Below are 17,820 nucleotides of genomic sequence, written 5' to 3' on the forward strand. Positions count from 1 at the left end.
GACCTTCGACACCGAGAGCAGGCGCTGATGTCCGCAGGCCCGATGCATGCCCACGAAGCGCCGATCGACGAATCGCTCGTACGGGAGTTGCTCGCCGCGCAGTTTCCCCACTGGGCCGACCTGCCGCTCAAGGGCGTCACGTCGTCCGGAACCGTCAACGCCCTCTACCGGCTCGGCGACGACATGGCCGTACGCCTCCCCCGCATCCTGGAGGGCGCCGGTGACGTGGAGAAGGAACGGCGCTGGCTGCCACTCCTCGGCCCGCTGCTTCCGTTCCCCATTCCCGAGATCCTCGCCACCGGTGTACCCGGGGCGGGGTATCCGTGGTCCTGGAGCGTGGGCCGCTGGCTCAACGGCGAACTCCCGGTCGCGGACGACCTCGCCGACCCGGACGGGCTCGCCGCCGACCTCGGCCTGTTCGTCGCCGCGTTGCGGCAGGTCGGCCTGGCGGGCGGACCAACCGCCTACCGGGGCGGACCACTGGCATCCGTGGACGTCGCGACGCGCGACGCGCTCGGCGAACTGGACGGCATGATCGACACCCGTGCCGCCACGGCCGCCTGGGAAGAGGCACTGGCGGCACCCCCGTGGACCGGTCCGCCCGTGTGGCTCCACTCCGACCTGATGCCCATGAACCTCCTCACCCACCAGGGCCGCCTCAGCGCCGTCCTGGACTTCGGCACCCTCGGCGTCGGCGACCCCGCCTGCGACCTCATCCCCGCCTGGAACCTCCTCCCCGCGGAGGCGAGACCCGCCTTCCGGCACGCCACGGGCGCCGACCACGCCACCTGGGCACGCGGCCGCGGCTGGGCCCTGTCCATGGCTCTGAACCAGCTCCCGTACTACCGCACGACGAACCCCGTGATGGCGACCAACGCCGAGCATGTGATCCGCGAGGTCCTCGCCGATACGGAGGCCGCCTTCGGGGACGAGCGCTGAGGGCCGCCGCGACCTCTCGGCTCACAACACCACACCCACCGATGGAACACACATTCGATTCTGGAGTACGCTGGGCCCATGTCCACGCACCTCCAGGCCTCGCTCTTCGACCAGACCGACGAACTGCGCCTCGCCCCGCTGAACGGGATGCGCCGGACCGTGCTGGGCTTCGGCGCCTGGATCGATCTGCTGCCGGGGTGGCTGGCGGGGGCCGACGCCCTCTTCGCGCGGCTGGTCGCCGATGTGCCCTGGCGGGCCGAGCGGCGGCAGATGTACGAGCACGTCGTGGACGTACCGAGACTGCTCTCGTACTACGGTGCCGGCGATCCGCTGCCGCATCCGGTCCTCGACGAGGCGCGGGACGCGCTGTCCGCGCACTACGCCGCCGAGCTGGGTGAGCCGTTCAGCACGGCCGGGCTCTGCTACTACCGCGACGGCCGCGACAGCGTGGCCTGGCACGGGGACCGGATCGGGCGGGGAGCACGTGAGGACACCATGGTCGCGATCCTCTCCGTGGGCGCACCGCGCGATCTGGTGCTGCGCCCGCGCCGCGGAGGGGAGAGCGTGCGGCGGCCGCTCGGACACGGCGACCTGATCGTGATGGGCGGCTCCTGCCAACGCACCTGGGAGCACGCCGTCCCCAAGTCGGCGCGGGCGGCGGGGCCACGGATCAGCGTCCAGTTCCGCCCGCACGGGGTGAACTGAGCCGCCGGTTCCTCACACCGGGCGGGTGATGTGTGCCTGCACCGTCGGGCCGTACCGGTCGACGATTTCCTCGACCGGGGTCGCGCGCAGGCTGGTGCCGCGGGCGATGCCGTACATGACACCGAGGCCGAGCAGTGCACTGACGGCGAGTTCGGCGCGCAGGCCCGCGTCGGGGCCGCCTAGGCGTTCGGCGAGCCGGCCGCTGACCTGGGTGCGGAAGTTGGCGCGCAGTATGTCGCCCTGCTCGCCCTGGAGCGGGGCGAACACGATGCGCAGGACGGGATCCGCGCCACGCTCGGTCTGGCCGATGAGCAGATGCCGGACCATGTGCCGGCCGAGGTCCTCCAGCGGCGCGTCCAGCAGGTCGTCGGCGTCGGACTCGAAGGAGATGACGCGTGCGAAGAGGGCGTCCTTGTTGCCGAAGTACTTCAGGATCAGCGGCGCGCTCACTCCCGCCCGCTCGGCGACCGCCTTGAGCGTGATGTCCGCGTGGGCACGGCGGGCCAGCAGATAGCGGGCCGCGCGGAGGATGGCCGCCTTCGTCTCCTCGGCGTCGCGGCGCGGCGGAGCGGTGGCGGGTGCCACGAGACCGGGGGGCGGGGTGGTCACGGTGGTCAGGCTCCTTCGAGTGCCTTGTCGTGGGTCGCTTCCGTACGGTCGCGGGTCGGTACGGCGTCACGGGAGGCGGGTTCGGCGGGTATGGCGAGCGCGGCGGCACACGCCACCAGGGCGACCGTACCCGCGATGGCGAAGGCCAGCAGATAGCCGTGCAGCGTGGGTATGGAGACGCCGCCGACGAGGCTGGTGTGGTGGACGAGTACGGCGGCGACGGCGGCGCTGCACACGGCCTGGCCGACGGTCCGCATCAGGACGTTGACGCCGTTGGCGGACGCGGTCTGCCCGGCGGGCACGGCGCGGATGATGAGGGTGGGCAGGGCCGAGTAGGCGAAGGTCGTTCCGATCGACACGACCGTGGCGCCCAGGATGATCACCCACAGGTCGCGGCTGTCCGCGATGCGTACGACATAGCCGCAGGCGATGATCGCGGCGCCGATGGCCAGCGTCACGCGCGGGCCCCGGGACGTCGAGATGCGTGCCGAGACGGGCGAGAGGAGCAGCATGGTCACGCCGCTGGGCAGCAGGCACAGACCGGTCGCCACGATCGACAGGCCGAGCCCGTAGCCGGTGGCCACGGGCGCCTGCACGAGCTGGGCCGTGACCAGCGTGTTGGCGTAGAAGGAGAAGCCGGTCAGGAGCGCCGTCACGTGCGGCAGGGCGACACGCGGGCGGGTGGCCAACTTCAGGTCGACCAGGGGCCGTTCGGCGCGCCGCTGCTGTATCGACCACAGGGTCAGGACGACCGCGCACGCGGCGAACAGGCCCAGGATCCGAGGGCTGGTCCAGCCCCACTGGCCGCCCTGCGACACGCCAAGGAGCAGACAGACCAGGCCCGCGGCAAGGCCAAGGGCGCCGAGCGTGTCGAAGCGGCCGGGCTCGCGGACGGGTGACTCCCGCACTGCCCACCGGGCGAGCGCGAGGCCGGTGGCGCTGAGCGCGGTGGTCACCCAGAACATGACGTGCCAGTTGGCGTACTGGACGATCAGGGCGGCGAGCGGCAGGCCGAGGGCGGCGCCGATACCCAGGGTGGAGCTCATCATCGCCACGGCCGAGCCCGTACGCTCCGGCGGCAGTTCGTCCCGCAGGATGCTGATCGACAGGGGGATGACGGCGGCGGCCGCGCCCTGGAGGGCCCGTGCCGCGATCAGTATGGCGATCTCGGAGGTGAGGGCGCACACGAGCGAGCCGAGGGTCATCAGCGCGAGGGCGATCAGCAGCACGCGCCTCTTGCCGTACATGTCGCCCGCGCGGCCCAGCACAGGGGTGAGTACCGCTCCGGACAGCAGGGTCGCCGTCACCATCCAAGAGACCGCGGCTGCCGAGGAGCCCGTCAGCCGGGGCAGGTCGGGCAGCAGCGGCACCACGACCGTCTGCGTGACCGCCATGAGGATCCCGCCGAACGCCAGCACCGGGACCGTCATTCGCTCACGCAGGGCCGCCACAGATACTCCAGAAGTCCACAAAAAATGGGTGAATAGCGATTCACCATAGCCGGTGAATCGCTATTCACCCAAACAGTTTTGGCAAACGGCTACCCGCGGACGCGGGCGGCCTGCACCGTGCGCGCCAGCCGCGGCCCCAGCCAGCGCTTGAACCGGCGCAGCGCCTCCAGTTGTCCGGCCGCGCGGTCGATCCGGTAGTACACCTGCGGCGGGATGTACGGCAGCAGCGGCGAGTGGCGCTGGCCGAGCAGGGCGAACATCTGCGCCGGCGGGAGGTGGATGTAGCGCGGGAGGTTCTCGTACCACTGGGCGCTGTGGCGGGCCGCGCTCTGGATCGACAGGAGCTCGGCCTTGCGCTCCCGCTCGTAGTGGGCGAGGGCGGCGCCGAGGTCCGGGATCTCGCGCAGCGCCCCGGCCAACGAGAGGGCGTCCTCCAGCGCGAGGGTGGTGCCCGCGCCGATCGAGTAGTGCGTGGTGTGGGCCGCGTCGCCGATCAGGACCAGATTGCCGCGGTGCCAGGTCCGGTTGGTCAGCGTGCGGAAGTTCAGCCACTGCGCGCTGCCGTCGCTCTGCGCCCGCCCGATCAGTGCGTGCCCGTCCAGGAGGTCGGCGAAGAGTTTCTCAAGGAGAGGCAGGCCCTCACCCTCGTTCGCCGTGTCGAGCCCGAGGCCGGTCCAGGTCTCGGGGGAGCACTCGACGACGCAGGTGCTGTGCTCCCCGCTGAACGGATAGGCGTAGCACCAGATCCAGCCGTGCTCCGTCTCCACGAAGGAGAAGGTGAAGGAGTCGAAGACCTTGGTGGTGCCGAGCCAGACGTAGGTGTTCCGCCCCAGCGTGACATCACTGCCGAAATGCTCGGCGTGGGGCTCGCGCAGTGCGCTGTTGACTCCGTCGCCCGCGACGACAAGATCGGCGTCGGGCAGCTGGTCGGCGGCCACGTCGTGCTCGAACTCGACGTGCACGCCGAGGGATTCGGCCCGTTCGGCGAGCAGGTCGAGCAGGCGGCGGCGGCCGATGCCGAAGCCTTCGTCGCCGGGGTGCACCGTCCTGGATGCGCCGACCTGGGCGACCCCTTCGCTCCAGCGGACCGAGTTCTCGCTGACAGCGAGCGCGGACTCGGGGTCGCCCTCGCGGAGTTTGTCGAGCAGGCCCGCCCAGTACGTCACTCCCCAGCCGTAGGTCGACCCGGCCGGATTCCGTTCGTAGACGGTGATGTCGTGTGACGGGTCCTGACGCTTCATCAGGATCGAGAAGTACAGGCCGGCCGGTCCGCCGCCGACGCACGCGATCTTCACGCGCACTCCCTTTGTTGCACGTTGCGGTCAAGTGACTGCGAAGCGTAACAGCGAGGTGCTGTGTGCCAGGTCGCACGCGACATTTACTTAATTGTCCGGATCACAGCCAACCGGCATGCGCCGATTTCTCCCACTCTCCGACGAACCGATAGGCATACCGAGTCGTTCAACAGAGCCCGATACAGGAGGACTTCGTATGCCAGAGCTCACCCGTCGCCGCGCCCTCGGTGCCGCGGCAACGCTGGCCGCCGTGGCCGCTCCCCAGTCCGTCACCGCACCCACGGCTTCCGCCACCGGACACGACCATGGCGGTCCTGAAGCCTTCGACGAGGTCTACCGGGGCCGCCACATCGCGGGCGGCCCCCTCAGCGGGAGCGGGCACCATCACGGCGCCGGGTACGCCGTGTTCGTCGACGGCCTGGAGCTGCACGTGATGCGGAACGCCGACGGCAGCTGGATCAGCGTCGTCAGCCACTACGACCCGGTGGCCACCCCGCGCGCCGCCGCCCGCGCCGCGGTCGTGGAACTGCAAGGGGCCCCGCTCGTTCCGTTCCCGGCCAACTGACCCGCCCCGCAAGCAGACTGTGGAGTCCCGCACATGACCGTACGCAAGAACCAGGCGAGCCTGACCGCCGACGAGAAGCGGCGTTTCACCGACGCGCTGGTGCAGCTCAAGCGCAGTGGCCGGTACGACGACTTCGTCACCACGCACAACGCCTTCATACTCGGCGACACGGACGACGGTGAGCGGACGGGCCACCGTTCGCCTTCCTTCCTGCCCTGGCACCGCAGATTCCTCATCGAGTTCGAGCAGGCGCTGCAGTCGATCGACTCCTCCGTCGCGCTCCCGTACTGGGACTGGAGCACCGACCGCTCCACGCGCGCATCCCTGTGGGCGCCCGACTTCCTGGGCGGCACCGGCCGCAGCCGTGACGGCCAGGTGATGGACGGCCCCTTCGCCGCCTCGGCCGGCAACTGGCCGATCAACGTACGCGTCGACAGCCGTACCTATCTGCGCAGGTCGCTCGGCGGAAGTGCCCGGGACCTGCCCACCCGGGCCGAGGTGGAGTCGGTGCTCGCGATGGCGACGTACGACATGGCCCCCTGGAACAGCGCCTCGGACGGCTTCCGCAACCACCTCGAAGGCTGGCGGGGCGTCAACCTCCACAACCGGGTGCACGTCTGGGTGGGCGGCCAGATGGCAACCGGCGTCTCCCCCAACGACCCGGTGTTCTGGCTCCACCACGCCTACATGGACAAGCTGTGGGCCGACTGGCAGCGCCTCCACCCCGGCTCCGGCTATCTGCCCGTGGCCGGGACCCCGGATGTCGTCGACCTGAACGAGACGATGAAGCCGTGGGGCGACGTCCGGCCGGCCGATCTGCTGGATCACAGCGCGCACTACACGTTCGACACGGTCTGACAGTAGGAGGCGCCCTACTGGTCGGCCGTCTCCGTCGTACGGACAGGCTTCATGCGCCGGCCCTCTACGTCGTACGGACAGGCTTTATGCGTCGGCCCTCTCCGTCGTACGGACAGGCCCTACCCCTCGGCCGTCTCCGTCCTGCGGTCGAGCCCTACGCGTCGGCCGTCTCCGTCGTACGGCACTCCGGGTGCCCCCAACCCGAGCCGTTCTTGGCGATGGGCTCGCCCGCCGCGTAGGAGCGGCCGCACAGGCAGCGGCCGGGGAACTTCGCCTTGATCGTGCGGGCCGGGCCGCCGCCGCCCTGTCGCGCGGTCTTCGCGGGTGCGCGGCGCCGCGCGGAAGCGGTCGGGGCCGTGTCGGGGCGGCCGGCGGCCGCGGGGAGCCGAGGTCGCTGCCCGCGGGCTCCTGGACGATCGCCGCCTGGCTCGCCGCGCGGTCCGCGAAGTCGTTGAGGCGGTCGCCGTCGACCTGGTGCGCGGGGACGTAACGGAACTCCACAGAGCGGCCGGCGAGGAGTTCGTCGATGCGGGCGACCAGTTCCTGGTTGGCGACGGGCTTTCCGGAGGCCGTCTTCCAGCCCTTGCGCTTCCAGCCGGGCAGCCAGGTGGTGACAGCCTTCATCGCATACTGGGAGTCCATCCGGATCTCCAGCGGAACATCCGGCGCGATCGCCGTCAACAGGCGCTCCAGCGCCGTGAGTTCGGCGACGTTGTTCGTCGCCGTGCCCAGCGCGCCGGCCTCCCATCGAGTGGGGATCTCGTCCCCGTCGGCCACGACCCAGGCCCAGCCGGCGGGTCCCGGGTTCCCCTTCGAGGCCCCGTCACAGGCGGCCACAACGCGTTCAGGCATGGCCCCGATGATGTCACGGCCGGACGGCTGCTCCCGTACCGGGTCGAAGGCCGCCGCGCTCCCCGATCAGCCGCTGCCCCAGCGGGGTGGCCGTGTGAAGGACGTATTTGCCGTCTCGGCGGCTGGCCACAAGTCCCCCGTCGCGCAGGACGCCGATCTGGTAGCTGGCGCTGGGCAGCGCGATCCCCACGGCCGCGGCGACCTCGGAGGTGGTCCGCGCGTGCCGGCCCGCCACCTCGGCCAGTACGGCGCTGCGGGTGCGGCCCAGCAGACGTTCGACGCCGTCGTCCGTGGCGCGCGCGACGGTGAGCGGTGCCTTCCCCACCGGGTAGACGAGCACCGGGTCGAGGCCGGGGTCCGCGAGCGCGGTCGGCCGGCGCCAGCAGAAGTAGGAGGGGACGAGGAGCAGGCCGCGCCCCTCAAGATGGAGATCGCGCTCGATGGGGTAGTCCACTTCCAGTACAGGTGCCTTCCAGCGCGCCAGGGGACCCAGCCCGTCCAGGAGCGCCTGGGTGCCGCCGTCGAGGAGGTGCCGGGAGCGCAGGTCGACGTCGTCCGCGACCGCCCTACGGATGTGCGGCCAGTACGGCTCCAGCAGGGCACGGAAGTAGATCCCGAGAGCGTTGGCCAGGGACCTCAGTGAGTCGCCGCCCGGTCTGCCGAGCGAGGTCGCCCAGTCCGGAACGGGGCGGGAGTCGGCCAGCCGGGTCAGGTCGCGCACCAGCTGGGTGCGCGGGGTGCGCCGCAGCTGGTCGAGACCGGTCGGCAGATCGCCGCCGGGCACGGACGGTGTGAGGAAGTCCGGGATGTAGCCCGCTGCGGGAATCAGCGTCCGCAGCGGGCGCAGCGCACGGCTCGCGACCGGGTCCGTGGAGAGCCGGTCGCGGGCGGCGCGGCGCCAGTGACCGAAGTCGAGCGGTCCTTGCCCGGTCTCCAACCGGCAGACGCTGCAGACCAGTTCCCACAGCGGATCCGGTTGCCGGGCCACCCGGACGTTTTGCAGATCGTGTGACGTGAAGTGAATGCGGAGCATGTGGTCTCCCGCGATTCTTGTGGGGGTTCGGTCACCCGGAGGTGCGGCGGCCACAAGAAGGGACGATCAACCAGGTCCGCACGGTTGCCCCGGCGGCCGACGGGTTCAGGGCACGTCGGTCAACTTGGGCATGTCGCCTTCGGTCGTGTTGAGGTCGATGACGGAGAACGACGCGCCCTGCGGGTCGCTCAGCGCCGCGAACCGGCCGAACGGGCTGCCCATGGGCCCGAAACGCAGGACGGCGCCGCGCTCGGTCGCCTTCGCCACCGCCGCGTCGCAGTCCTCGACGGCGAAGTAGACATTGACGTACGACGGGACCTCGGGCGGGAAGTCGTCCGTCATCTTCATCCGGCCCAGGACGGTGTCCTCGCCGACGTTGAAGATTCTGAAGTCGAACTCGGAGTCGTCCATCTGCTTCGCCGTGAACGGGAAGACGGCGGGCAGGAACCCGTCGGTCTTCTCCGGCTCACGGGTGAAGACCTCGGCCCAGGCGTACGCGCCGGGCACGGATGTGGCTTCGAAGCCCTCGTGGACGCCTGCCTGCCAGACACCGAAGACGGCGCCGCTGGGCTCACTGGCCAGGGCCATGGTGCCGAAGTCGCCGACCTGCATCGGCTCCATCAGGATCGCGCCGCCGTTGTCCCGGATCTTCTGCGTGGTGGCGGCGGCGTCGGGCGAGGCGAAGTACAGGCACCAGGCGGACTGGCCCTCCGCCCCCGGCATCGGCGGGACGACGGCGGCCACCGCTTTGCCGTCCTTGTACGCCTGCGTGTAGTTGCCGTACTCGCTGGACGACTCGCCGAACGTCCAGCCGAGCACGTCGCCGTAGAAACTCTTGGCTCCCTCGACATCGCTGAACATCGCGTCCGCCCAACAGGGCGTTCCCTCGGGTTGTACGGCCATGACGTCCGACCTTCTCCGGTTGGGTGACTGGTTCCACGCTTCACGCTAGTCAGCCGCGGCTCCGGCCGCGCGCCGAACGGGACGTTCCGCATGAAAATGGAGAGCGGGCACCGGCAGTCGGCGACGGGACGGGGCACGGGATGATGCGAGCGTGGGAGGTGGCCCGGCCCGGGCCGATCGAACAAGGGCCGCTGCGCCTCGTCGAGAAACCGGTGCCGGTGCCGCGGGCCGGCGAACTCCTCGTCCATGTCCGCGCCTGCGGGGTCTGCCGCACCGACCTGCACGTCGCCGAGGGCGACCTGCCCGTGCACCGGCCCGGTGTGACACCGGGGCACGAGGTCGTCGGCGTGGTCGCGGCACTCGGTGAGGGTGTGCGCGACCACGCCCTCGGCGACCGGGTGGGCGTCGCCTGGCTGCGCGGCACGGACGGTACCTGCGGGTACTGCACGCGCGGCGCCGAGAACCTCTGCCCGGCGTCCGCGTACACGGGCTGGGACGCCGACGGCGGCTACGCGGAGTACACGACCGTCCCGGCCGATTTCGCGTACCGGCTGCCCGGCGACGTGGACGACGTCGCGCTGGCCCCGCTGCTGTGCGCGGGCATCATCGGCTACCGGGCGCTGCGGCGGGCCGCGCTGCCGCCGGGCGGCCGGCTCGGACTTTACGGGTTCGGCGGCAGCGCCCACCTGTGCGCACAGCTCGCGCTCGCGCAGGGTGCCACCGTGCACGTACTGACGCGGGACCCGGCGGCCAGGCGGCTGGCGCTCGGCCTCGGCGCGGCGTCCGCGCGCGGAGCATACGAGGAGCCTCCCGAGCCGCTGGACAGCGCGATCCTGTTCGCGCCGGTCGGTGACCTGGTCCCGGTGGCCCTGCGGGCGCTGGACCGGGGCGGGGTCCTTTCCGTCGCCGGGATCCATCTGAGCGACACCCCGCCCCTCGACTACGAGCGGGAGCTGTTCTACGAGAAGGAACTGCGCAGCGTCACCTCGAACACCCGCGAGGACGGGCGGGCGTTTCTCGCGCTCGCGGCACGCCACGGCGTACGGGCGACCACGCACACGTACCCGCTGTCACGCGCCCAGGAGGCCCTCCAGGACCTCAAGGCCGGCCGCTTCGACGGTGCTGCCGTGCTGGTGAACGACGTGCCGCCCCGACACTGACCGGGGTGCGGGCCCTCTCCGCCGTGCGTGGATGGACCCAGGTGTGCAGGGCGGTGGAGGTGGCATGACGGACCCAGTCGGTGAGGACGCTCCGGGTGCGCAGTCACCGTTCGCTGCCATGGCGGATGCCTTCGATTCGATCGGGACCACGCTGGACGAGCGGATCACCGGCGAGGAGCTCGCCGCGTTCGTGTGCCGGCACTTCTGCGAGGCCCCGGCGGTGGACCTACCGCCCGCGGACGCCCCTGCGGCCACGCAGCACCCGCACGCACCGGACCTGTCGCGCGTGGCGACGGCGGGAGACCCCGAGCTGCTAGGCCCCGTGGCCCGCGCACGAGGCACGGCCCCTGTCCGCGCAGGCACTGGACGAGGGGTATCCGATCAGCGCTTCGATCGACCTGACCGGGCGGGTCCCACGGTCGTCCTCACCGGCGACGGCACCGGTGAGCTGCTGCGACTGCCGGTCGGTCCCCCGCTGGGCACCGGAGTGGGCGGCTATGAACGGGCCACGCGCAAGCTCACTCCCGACGACACCCTGATGATGTGCACAGACGGTCTGGTGGAGCGGCGTGGGGAGGACCTCGACGCCTCGCTCGCCCGGCTGGCCGAGATGCGGCTGCCGCCGGGAGCGGGCGTGGACGAACTGCTCGACGAGGTGCTCGTGCGTCTCAACGCCCGGCACGCGGAGGACGACGTGGCGGTGCTCGCCGCCCGCATCCGCCGACGGAACACCACGTGAGACATGGCGGACGCTGCGAGCGGTTCTACCCGGACGACGTCGGTGTCCGCCTCTCCGGCCTTCTGCCGGTCGAAACCGCTCTCCCGGCGCCGGACGCCCGGCATCACACGGCTGACCCCGAGCGGACCGCACGCCGGGGTCGTACGCCGTACGCGGCCGGGTCACCCTGCGCCCGGGAGGTGACAGTCGGCGCGCCCCCGGCACGGGTTCGCACCGCGGGTAACGATCCCCGCACCGTACGAGCCCGCGCCGGAACTCCCCCCGGGCGGCTCCCCCTTGAACCGTGGGCGGTATCTGCTCTACCTTCGCCACATGGTCGGGGCATCAACGCCCGCTCACCAGCGGCACAACCTGGGGGCGGCAGCTGGGCCGGGTGGTGCGGAATGCGTCCACACCTCGCGCTGATCGAGGACGATCCCGACTTCGCACTGATGTGCCGTTCCTATCTGGAGCGTGCGGGCTGCACCGTCGCGTGGGCCATCGACACACGGGCCGGGAAAGCCGGGATGTACGACGGCGGTATCGATCTGATCGTCCTCGATCCGGGACTGCCGGACGGCAGCGGTCCGGAACTGCTGCGGTCGCTGCGCTCCAGCAACCGTCTCCCGGTGATCGTCGTCTCCGGGCGGGGTGAGGAGGCGGACCGGGTCGCGGGGCTGGAGATCGGGGCCGACGACTACCTGGTCAGGCCCCTCTCGCAGCGCGAACTCGTGGCCCGTATCCGCGCCGTGCTGCGCCGTTCGCAGCCGGCCGAGGCGCCGGCCGTCCTGGAGGTCGGGGCGCTGCGCGTCGACACCGCGGCCCGGCGGGCCGACATCGCGGGCGTGCCGCCGGCGCTGCGGCCCAAGGAGTACGCCCTGTTGGAGCCGCCGGCCCACTCCCCCGGCCGGGTCTTCTCCGCCGCACAGCTCCTGGAGCAGATCTGGGCAGCGTCCTGGCAGCAGCCGGCGACCGTCGTCGAACACGTCTACCGGCTGCGCGGCAGGCTCACCGGCCTGCCCACCCCCGCGCCACGGATCACCACGGTGCGCGGTTTCGGCTACCGACTCGATCCCTGAGGCCGCCATGTCCGCGAACACCCCCTACCCCGGGCCTGACTTCCGGCTCCTGTTCGACTCGACGCTCTCCCCGCTGCTCATCCTGGCGCCCGACTTCACGATCGTGGAGGTCAACCGCGCGTATCTGACGGCCACTCGCACCGAGCGGAGCATCGTCGGGCGGCCCATCTTCGAGGTGTTCCCCGACAACCCGGGCGACCCGTCCGCCGACGGCGTCGCGAACCTGCGCCGCTCCCTGCGGACGGTGGTGGACACCGGGCGTACGGACACCATGGCGCTACAGCGCTACGACATCCCCACCGGCGGGGCGGGCGCGTTCGTCGAGCGGTACTGGAGTCCCGTGAACACACCGGTGCTGGACGGCGGCGGGCACGTCACGCACATCATTCACCGCGTCGAGGACGTCACCGAATTCGTTCATCTGCGGCGGGTCGGACGGGAGCAGGAGCGTGCCGTCGCCGACGCGCAGATGCGCGCGCAGGGTATGGAGATCGATCTCTTCGTGCGCGCGCGGGAGATCCGCGAGGTGAACGAGCAGTTGAGCCGTGCCAACGCCGATCTCGACGCGGCGGGCGAGACGTTGCGGGAGGAGCAGCGGGCCAAGGACCGGTTCATCGCGACCCTCTCGCACGAGCTGCGCAATCCGCTGGCGGCCGCCACGGCGGCGACCGAACTGCTGGCACTCGACCTGCCGGACGGCCATCCGGCCCTGTCCGTCCTGTCGGTCCTGGAACGGCAGCTTGCCACGCTGGTGCGGATGAGCAACGCCCTCCTCGACGGAACGCGCGCCGTGACCGGCCGCATGGAGCTGGTGCGCGGGCGGACGGATCTGCGCTCGGTCGTCGACAGCGGCTGCGCGGACATGCGCAGCCTGTTCGGCCAGGAGGGCCGCACGCTCGACGTGGAGCTGCCCGCCGGTCCGGTACTCATCGACGGGGACCGGCTGCGGCTGGCCCAGGTGCTGACCAACCTGCTGTCCAACGCGCTCAAGTACACGCTCCCGGGCGGCTGTGCGCGGGTGCGGCTGTCGACGGCCGACGGGCAGGCGCGGCTCACGGTCGAGGACGACGGAATCGGCTTCGAGCCGTCCCAGGCCGAGGAGTTGTTCGGTGTTTTCATTCGGGCGGCTCCCGCGGGCCCCCACACACCGGAGGGTCTGGGTCTCGGGCTCGCGGTCGTGCGGACGATCGTCGAACTGCACGGCGGCCGGATCACCGCCCGGAGTGAGGGTCCCGGAACCGGCGCCTCGTTCGCCGCCATGCTCCCCCTCGCCCCCTCCGGCACCCCGCGACCACGCCCCGTGGCGCAGGTCCGCCCCGCGCCACGGCAGCTGGCCATCCTGATCGTCGAGGACAACACGGACCTGGCCACGACCTACCGAGCCCTGCTGGAAAGACAGGGGCACCACGTCACGGCTGTGCACACCGGAACGGACGCACTGCTCGCGACCGAGTCCAGCCTCTTCGATGTCGTCCTGTGCGACCTCGGCCTGCCCGACATCGACGGATACACGGTCGCCCGCGAGGTGCGCTCACGCCCGCACGGCGACAAGCTGCGGCTCATCGCGGTCTCCGGGTTCAGCCGGGGCTCCGACCGCGGCGAGTCCCGGGCCGCCGGATTCGACGCCCACATGGCGAAACCACTGCCGCTCGCGGACCTGCTGGAGCTTCTCTCGGGAACTGTCCAGGGCTGACAGCGACACCTGGTCCTCCTTCAACTCGATGGAACCCGGGGAGAGTTGTGACCGGGGTGTCTTCCCCCCTGGGCCCGGCTGTGCTTGCCTGGGGACCCTTTCAGTGGGCGGGGCGGGAGTTGCCGTATGCGCGGACGGTGGATCGTGGGGGCGCTGCTGGCCGGTTTGCTGCTCGGCGCGTGCGGCGACCCGGCGTCGGGCCCCGAGGCGGCACCGCCCGCCCGCGCGACGCCCGACGCCTCTTCCGCACCGACCTCGACGACACGTCAGCGGCCCGCCGCCTCCACCTCCCCCGACACACCCGACGCCCCCTCGAAGGCTCCTACGGTGCTCTACCTCGGGGACTCGCTCGCCATGGAGAACCAGAAGGTGCTCGGCGATCTGCTGCGGGACCAACTGGACGCGCAATACACGAGTGCCCCGTACTCGGGCACCACCCTGTGCGACTACCTCGAAGGCACCGCGGACAGATCTCTCGTACCGCCCGCCGACAAGGCGGCCGCCCTGGTGCGCTCGCTGCGGCCGGACTTCGTGGTGCTGCAGTTCTGGGGCAACTCCTGGGGCTACACCCCGTGCATGGACGGCATCACCTACGACAAGACGAGGAAGACGTACTTCGAGCGGTACGAAGCCGACATGAAGCGGCTGGCCGGGCAGATCACCGACGCGGGCGGCACGCGGCCACCCAGGATCGTCTGGGTGCTCCAGGGCCCCGACCCGATCACCCCCGACCGGGTCCGGGACGTCAACGCGCTGTACGAGGAGCGGGCCCGCGCCACCGGCGAACTGCTCGCCGACGCCGGGAAGACCGTGAGCCCCGCATCGGCACGCAACACCTGGGTCCAGTACCTGCCGTGCACCTCGTACGAGCACGAGCACCCCGAGTACTGCACCCAGCCGGGCCACGACCGCACCGCCCTGCACCGCGAGGACGACTACCTGCACTTCTGCCTGGCGCCGACCACGTCCACACCGAAGCCGTGCCCGGTCCGCTCGCCGGGGATCATGCGCCTCACGCGGGCGATCACCCGGGTGATCGCCGCCCACGCCGACTGAAGGACTGGTCCGGGCCCTGGTCTCCGGCGTTCCGGTGGTCGAACCGCGGACGCCGTTGGCGGTCGGTGTCCTCCGTGAACAGCGCGCGTCGACGAGGCGCCCGAGCTGGAGGCCAACGAGGCAAGGCGGAGGTGACCTCGCTGCACGGCGCCTTCGCCTTCGCCTTCGAGGGAATGGGCACGCGTACGACGAGAACCGGCCGACCCCGTACGGGACTTCAGTCTGTCCGTCTCCCCCGGCGAGACCATCGCCCTCGTCGGTGCCTCGGGGGCCGGGAAGTCCACGGTGCTCAATCTCGTGATCGGCTCCATCCGTCCGGCCTCGGGTCGGCCGCTGCTCGACGGAACCGACATGAACACCCTGGACCTGCGCACCTGCCGCCAGTGCGGGAGGCGTTGCGCGACGCCGACGCGCTGGAGTGCGTTGACCGGTTGCCGCAGGGGCTCGACACAGTGGTGGGCGAGCACGGGGCCCGGCTCTCCGGGAGCCACCGGTAGCCGCTCGCCATCGCGCGGGCGTTGATCCGCGATGACCCCCGGGTGCTCATCCTGGACGAGGCCGCCTCGGCGCTGCACAGCGGTCAGCCCGCCCGAGCCTCAGGGGGATGCCGGCCGGCCGCTGTGCGCCAGGGTCTGCGAACCGTGCGCCGGGTCCGCTACTCGCCCGCGTACGCCCTCTCCAGGGCCGCGAGGTCCAGCTTGCCCATCTTGAGCATGGCCGCGGTCGCGCGGGCCGCCTTCGCCTGGTCCGGGTCCATGACCATGTCGATGAGCTTCACCGGGACGATCTGCCAGGACAGGCCGAACCTGTCCTTGAGCCAGCCGCAGGGGCCGCCCTCGCCGCCGCCCTCGGTGAGCTTGTTCCAGTAGAAGTCCACCTCGTCCTGGTCCTGGCAGTCGACCTGGAAGGAGATGGCCTCGTTGAACGTGAACTGTGGGCCGCCGTTCAGGCCGATGAACTTCTGCCCGTTGGCCACGAACTCGACGGTCAGCACGGAACCGGCGGGGCCCGGACCGGCCTCCGTCACTCGGGCGATCCGGCCGAGCTCGGAGTTCTTGAAGACCGAGACATAGAAGTGCGCGGCCTCCTCGGCCTGACCGTCGAACCACAGACAGGTGGTGAATCCATTGGCGGACATGAGTACCTCCTCGGGCGGGGAAACGTCGTCACTTCTGTCGACTGATCCTCGCCCGAGAACTCATCGGCGGCGCGGGCACGGGTTCAGCTCATCGTGCCGAACACTCCCGGGTTCGGGCTCTCCGGGCCGACGCGGGTCACCCGGCCGGGAGTCGCAGCGGACCCCGTACCCACTCACCTCCGCACCCACTCACCTCCGCACTCCTCTGCCCGTAGCGAATCTGCTGCCGGCCGAGAAACCCCAATCCCGAGCGCAATCGGTCCGAGAGTGGAGATCGCGGCGACGAGAACCGCGCCGCGCCGACACACCACGGAGGACCGATGACTCCACTCATCACCGGCTGGGACCCGGCCCGCGCACCGCGGGCCGACGAGGGCGACACGCCCGCGACGCGCTTCGACGACCATCTGGCCGCACAACTGCTCGCGCAGCGCATCGTCCTGCTCGGTACGCAGGTCGACGAGGTCTCCGCGAACCGGGTCTGCGCCCAGTTGCTCCTGCTGTCCGCGGAGGACTCGCGGACCGACATCAGCCTGTACATCAACAGCCCGGGCGGATCGGTGACCGCGGGCCTGGCGATCTACGACACGATGACGCTGATCCCGAACGACGTCTCGACGCTTGCCATGGGATTCGCGGCGAGCATGGGTCAGTTCCTGCTCAGCGTCGGCGCGCACGGCAAACGCTTCGCGCTGCCGAACGCGCGCATCATGATGCACCAGCCGTCGGCCGGTATCGGCGGAACCACCGCGGACATCGAGATCCAGGCGCAGAACCTGGAGTTCACGAAGAAGGCCATCGAGCGGATCACCGCGGAGCACACCGGCCAGAGCGAGGAGACGATCTCCCGTGACGGCGACCGCGACCGCTGGTTCACGGCCGAACAGGCGAAGGACTACGGCATGGTGGACCGGGTCGTGGAGTCGCTCGACGACGTCCGCCCGGCTGCGTCACGGCGACGGATGGGGCTCTGACATGGGTACGTACACGATTCCGAATGTGGTCGACCGGACTCCACAGGGCGAGCGCTCGTACGACGTCTTCAGCAAGCTGCTGTCCGAGCGGATCATCTTCCTCGGCACGGAGATCGACGACGGGGTCGCGAACGTCGTCATCGCGCAGCTCCTCCATCTGGAGTCGTCGAGCCCCGACAGTGAGATCGCGATCTACATCAACTCGCCCGGGGGATCGTTCACTTCACTCATGGCGATCTACGACACCATGACGTACGTACAGGCGCCGATCTCGACGTTCTGTGTCGGGCAGGCGGCCTCGACCGCGGCGGTACTGCTGGCCGGCGGCGATCCCGGGCGGCGGTTCGTGCTGGAGCATGCGCGCGTGCTGCTGGGTCAGCCCGCGAGCGGCGGCCGGCAGGGCACGGTCTCCGACCTCGCCCTCCAGGCCAAGGAGATGCTCCGCATCCGCTCGCAGGTCGAGGAGGTCCTCTCGCGGCACACCCACCACGATGTCGCGACCCTCCGCGCGGACATGGACCGCGACAAGGTCTTCACCGCGCAGGAGGCCGTGGCGTACGGGATCGCCGACGAGGTGGTGAGCCGACGTCTCCCGGTGGCCTGACGCTCCAAGCGCCCTCCCGACCACAACGGGGGCCTGCCAGTTGTCGTTGGCATGTCCGTCCACCTACGTTGAGCCGAACGGCAAGCGGCTCGCCTCGACGTGATCTGTCCGACGCGTGCTGGCAGTTGATCGAACCGGTGCCGGCCGCCTGGCACTTCGAGTGCCGGGGGCTGAGCATCGGCGGCAAT

At 70.9% G+C, this 17,820-nt stretch carries 17 protein-coding genes and 2 pseudogenes; 12 read left to right on the forward strand and 7 right to left on the reverse strand.

Translation table 11 applies throughout. From position 1 onward, the window contains the following. Window positions 1–27: 27 nt before the first annotated feature. Both ACIPC1_RS18760 and ACIPC1_RS18765 read left to right on the forward strand, forming a co-directional pair. On the forward strand, window positions 28–939 hold the full coding sequence (locus ACIPC1_RS18760; RefSeq protein ID WP_402518287.1) for an aminoglycoside phosphotransferase family protein: 912 nt from the start codon (window positions 28–30) through the stop codon (window positions 937–939). 78 nt (window positions 940–1,017) lie between these two features. Next, the gene (locus ACIPC1_RS18765; RefSeq protein ID WP_402518289.1) at window positions 1,018–1,644 is read left to right on the forward strand and encodes an alpha-ketoglutarate-dependent dioxygenase AlkB; all 627 of its coding nucleotides are present in this window, start codon (window positions 1,018–1,020) and stop codon (window positions 1,642–1,644) included. Between the two features lie 12 nt (window positions 1,645–1,656). Here ACIPC1_RS18765 and ACIPC1_RS18770 read toward each other — a convergent pair whose 3' ends face one another. From ACIPC1_RS18770 to ACIPC1_RS18780, 3 genes are all read right to left on the reverse strand, one after another. Then, window positions 1,657–2,262 (reverse strand): TetR family transcriptional regulator, encoded by a 606-nt coding sequence (locus ACIPC1_RS18770; protein WP_402518799.1) that lies wholly within the window; start codon window positions 2,260–2,262, stop codon window positions 1,657–1,659. Then, a complete protein-coding gene (locus ACIPC1_RS18775; RefSeq protein WP_402518801.1) occupies window positions 2,259–3,683 on the reverse strand; it encodes an MFS transporter in 1,425 nt (474 codons plus the stop codon). The genes ACIPC1_RS18770 and ACIPC1_RS18775 overlap by 4 nt, the downstream gene beginning before the upstream one ends. A gap of 110 nt (window positions 3,684–3,793) precedes the next feature. Then, on the reverse strand, window positions 3,794–4,999 hold the full coding sequence (locus tag ACIPC1_RS18780) for an FAD-dependent monooxygenase (RefSeq protein ID WP_402518290.1): 1,206 nt from the start codon (window positions 4,997–4,999) through the stop codon (window positions 3,794–3,796). Between the two features lie 196 nt (window positions 5,000–5,195). On the opposite strand from ACIPC1_RS18780, the gene ACIPC1_RS18785 reads away from it, so the two are divergent. Beyond that, the gene (locus ACIPC1_RS18785) at window positions 5,196–5,564 is read left to right on the forward strand and encodes a tyrosinase cofactor (protein ID WP_402518292.1); all 369 of its coding nucleotides are present in this window, start codon (window positions 5,196–5,198) and stop codon (window positions 5,562–5,564) included. 33 nt (window positions 5,565–5,597) lie between these two features. Continuing rightward, window positions 5,598–6,422, forward strand: coding sequence for a tyrosinase family protein (locus tag ACIPC1_RS18790; RefSeq protein ID WP_402518294.1), 825 nt, complete (start codon window positions 5,598–5,600; stop codon window positions 6,420–6,422). A gap of 154 nt (window positions 6,423–6,576) precedes the next feature. On the opposite strand, the pseudogene ACIPC1_RS18795 reads toward ACIPC1_RS18790, so the two are convergent. The 3 genes and pseudogenes from ACIPC1_RS18795 to ACIPC1_RS18805 form a co-directional block, all read right to left on the reverse strand. Beyond that, window positions 6,577–7,274 (reverse strand): annotated as a pseudogene (locus tag ACIPC1_RS18795) (ribonuclease H). A gap of 13 nt (window positions 7,275–7,287) precedes the next feature. Next, the gene (locus ACIPC1_RS18800; RefSeq protein WP_402518295.1) at window positions 7,288–8,307 is read right to left on the reverse strand and encodes an ArsR/SmtB family transcription factor; all 1,020 of its coding nucleotides are present in this window, start codon (window positions 8,305–8,307) and stop codon (window positions 7,288–7,290) included. 105 nt (window positions 8,308–8,412) lie between these two features. Further along, a complete protein-coding gene (locus ACIPC1_RS18805; RefSeq protein WP_402518297.1) occupies window positions 8,413–9,210 on the reverse strand; it encodes a VOC family protein in 798 nt (265 codons plus the stop codon). Window positions 9,211–9,353: 143 nt separating this feature from the next. Here ACIPC1_RS18805 and ACIPC1_RS18810 point away from each other — a divergent pair, with 143 nt between their 5' ends. The 6 genes and pseudogenes from ACIPC1_RS18810 to ACIPC1_RS18835 form a co-directional block, all read left to right on the forward strand. Further along, window positions 9,354–10,370: a zinc-binding alcohol dehydrogenase family protein gene (locus ACIPC1_RS18810; protein WP_402518802.1), complete on the forward strand. Its 1,017-nt coding sequence runs from the start codon at window positions 9,354–9,356 to the stop codon at window positions 10,368–10,370. Window positions 10,371–10,434: 64 nt separating this feature from the next. Beyond that, the gene (locus ACIPC1_RS18815; RefSeq protein ID WP_402518298.1) at window positions 10,435–11,109 is read left to right on the forward strand and encodes a SpoIIE family protein phosphatase; all 675 of its coding nucleotides are present in this window, start codon (window positions 10,435–10,437) and stop codon (window positions 11,107–11,109) included. Window positions 11,110–11,492: 383 nt separating this feature from the next. After that, window positions 11,493–12,167, forward strand: coding sequence for a response regulator transcription factor (locus ACIPC1_RS18820; RefSeq protein ID WP_402518300.1), 675 nt, complete (start codon window positions 11,493–11,495; stop codon window positions 12,165–12,167). A gap of 7 nt (window positions 12,168–12,174) precedes the next feature. Then, window positions 12,175–13,860 carry an ATP-binding protein gene (locus tag ACIPC1_RS18825; protein ID WP_402518302.1) on the forward strand — a complete coding sequence of 562 codons (1,686 nt, stop codon included), beginning with the start codon at window positions 12,175–12,177 and terminating at the stop codon, window positions 13,858–13,860. Between the two features lie 126 nt (window positions 13,861–13,986). Then, window positions 13,987–14,916 (forward strand): SGNH/GDSL hydrolase family protein, encoded by a 930-nt coding sequence (locus ACIPC1_RS18830; RefSeq protein ID WP_402518304.1) that lies wholly within the window; start codon window positions 13,987–13,989, stop codon window positions 14,914–14,916. A gap of 93 nt (window positions 14,917–15,009) precedes the next feature. Continuing rightward, window positions 15,010–15,506 (forward strand): annotated as a pseudogene (locus tag ACIPC1_RS18835) (ATP-binding cassette domain-containing protein); the annotation flags it as partial. A 65-nt stretch (window positions 15,507–15,571) separates the two neighbouring features. Here the strand turns inward: ACIPC1_RS18835 and ACIPC1_RS18840 are convergent. After that, window positions 15,572–16,054, reverse strand: a complete 483-nt coding sequence (locus ACIPC1_RS18840) for a VOC family protein (RefSeq protein ID WP_384386104.1) — start codon at window positions 16,052–16,054, stop codon at window positions 15,572–15,574. A gap of 320 nt (window positions 16,055–16,374) precedes the next feature. On the opposite strand from ACIPC1_RS18840, the gene ACIPC1_RS18845 reads away from it, so the two are divergent. Together ACIPC1_RS18845 and ACIPC1_RS18850 are read left to right on the forward strand one after the other, a co-directional pair. Further along, window positions 16,375–17,028: an ATP-dependent Clp protease proteolytic subunit gene (locus tag ACIPC1_RS18845; protein WP_365442448.1), complete on the forward strand. Its 654-nt coding sequence runs from the start codon at window positions 16,375–16,377 to the stop codon at window positions 17,026–17,028. Between the two features lies 1 nt (window position 17,029). Next, the gene (locus ACIPC1_RS18850) at window positions 17,030–17,632 is read left to right on the forward strand and encodes a ClpP family protease (protein WP_384386108.1); all 603 of its coding nucleotides are present in this window, start codon (window positions 17,030–17,032) and stop codon (window positions 17,630–17,632) included. Window positions 17,633–17,820: the final 188 nt, after the last annotated feature.

It is taken from the genome of Streptomyces sp. NPDC087263 (assembly GCF_044744645.1).
Taxonomy (GTDB): Bacteria; Actinomycetota; Actinomycetes; order Streptomycetales; family Streptomycetaceae; genus Streptomyces.

What these genes read in the sequence shown, in the direction of transcription:
- ACIPC1_RS18760 (WP_402518287.1), top strand. Translation starts at nt 28, where the DNA reads ATGTCCGCAGGCCCGATGCATGCCCACGAAGCGCCGATCGACGAATCG.
- ACIPC1_RS18765 (WP_402518289.1), top strand. Translation starts at nt 1,018, where the DNA reads ATGTCCACGCACCTCCAGGCCTCGCTCTTCGACCAGACCGACGAACTG.
- ACIPC1_RS18775 (WP_402518801.1), bottom strand. Translation starts at nt 3,683, where the DNA reads ATGACGGTCCCGGTGCTGGCGTTCGGCGGGATCCTCATGGCGGTCACG.
- ACIPC1_RS18785 (WP_402518292.1), top strand. Translation starts at nt 5,196, where the DNA reads ATGCCAGAGCTCACCCGTCGCCGCGCCCTCGGTGCCGCGGCAACGCTG.
- ACIPC1_RS18790 (WP_402518294.1), top strand. Translation starts at nt 5,598, where the DNA reads ATGACCGTACGCAAGAACCAGGCGAGCCTGACCGCCGACGAGAAGCGG.
- ACIPC1_RS18800 (WP_402518295.1), bottom strand. Translation starts at nt 8,307, where the DNA reads ATGCTCCGCATTCACTTCACGTCACACGATCTGCAAAACGTCCGGGTG.
- ACIPC1_RS18805 (WP_402518297.1), bottom strand. Translation starts at nt 9,210, where the DNA reads ATGGCCGTACAACCCGAGGGAACGCCCTGTTGGGCGGACGCGATGTTC.
- ACIPC1_RS18810 (WP_402518802.1), top strand. Translation starts at nt 9,354, where the DNA reads ATGCGAGCGTGGGAGGTGGCCCGGCCCGGGCCGATCGAACAAGGGCCG.
- ACIPC1_RS18815 (WP_402518298.1), top strand. Translation starts at nt 10,435, where the DNA reads ATGACGGACCCAGTCGGTGAGGACGCTCCGGGTGCGCAGTCACCGTTC.
- ACIPC1_RS18820 (WP_402518300.1), top strand. Translation starts at nt 11,493, where the DNA reads ATGCGTCCACACCTCGCGCTGATCGAGGACGATCCCGACTTCGCACTG.
- ACIPC1_RS18825 (WP_402518302.1), top strand. Translation starts at nt 12,175, where the DNA reads ATGTCCGCGAACACCCCCTACCCCGGGCCTGACTTCCGGCTCCTGTTC.
- ACIPC1_RS18830 (WP_402518304.1), top strand. Translation starts at nt 13,987, where the DNA reads ATGCGCGGACGGTGGATCGTGGGGGCGCTGCTGGCCGGTTTGCTGCTC.
- ACIPC1_RS18840 (WP_384386104.1), bottom strand. Translation starts at nt 16,054, where the DNA reads ATGTCCGCCAATGGATTCACCACCTGTCTGTGGTTCGACGGTCAGGCC.
- ACIPC1_RS18845 (WP_365442448.1), top strand. Translation starts at nt 16,375, where the DNA reads ATGACTCCACTCATCACCGGCTGGGACCCGGCCCGCGCACCGCGGGCC.
- ACIPC1_RS18850 (WP_384386108.1), top strand. Translation starts at nt 17,030, where the DNA reads ATGGGTACGTACACGATTCCGAATGTGGTCGACCGGACTCCACAGGGC.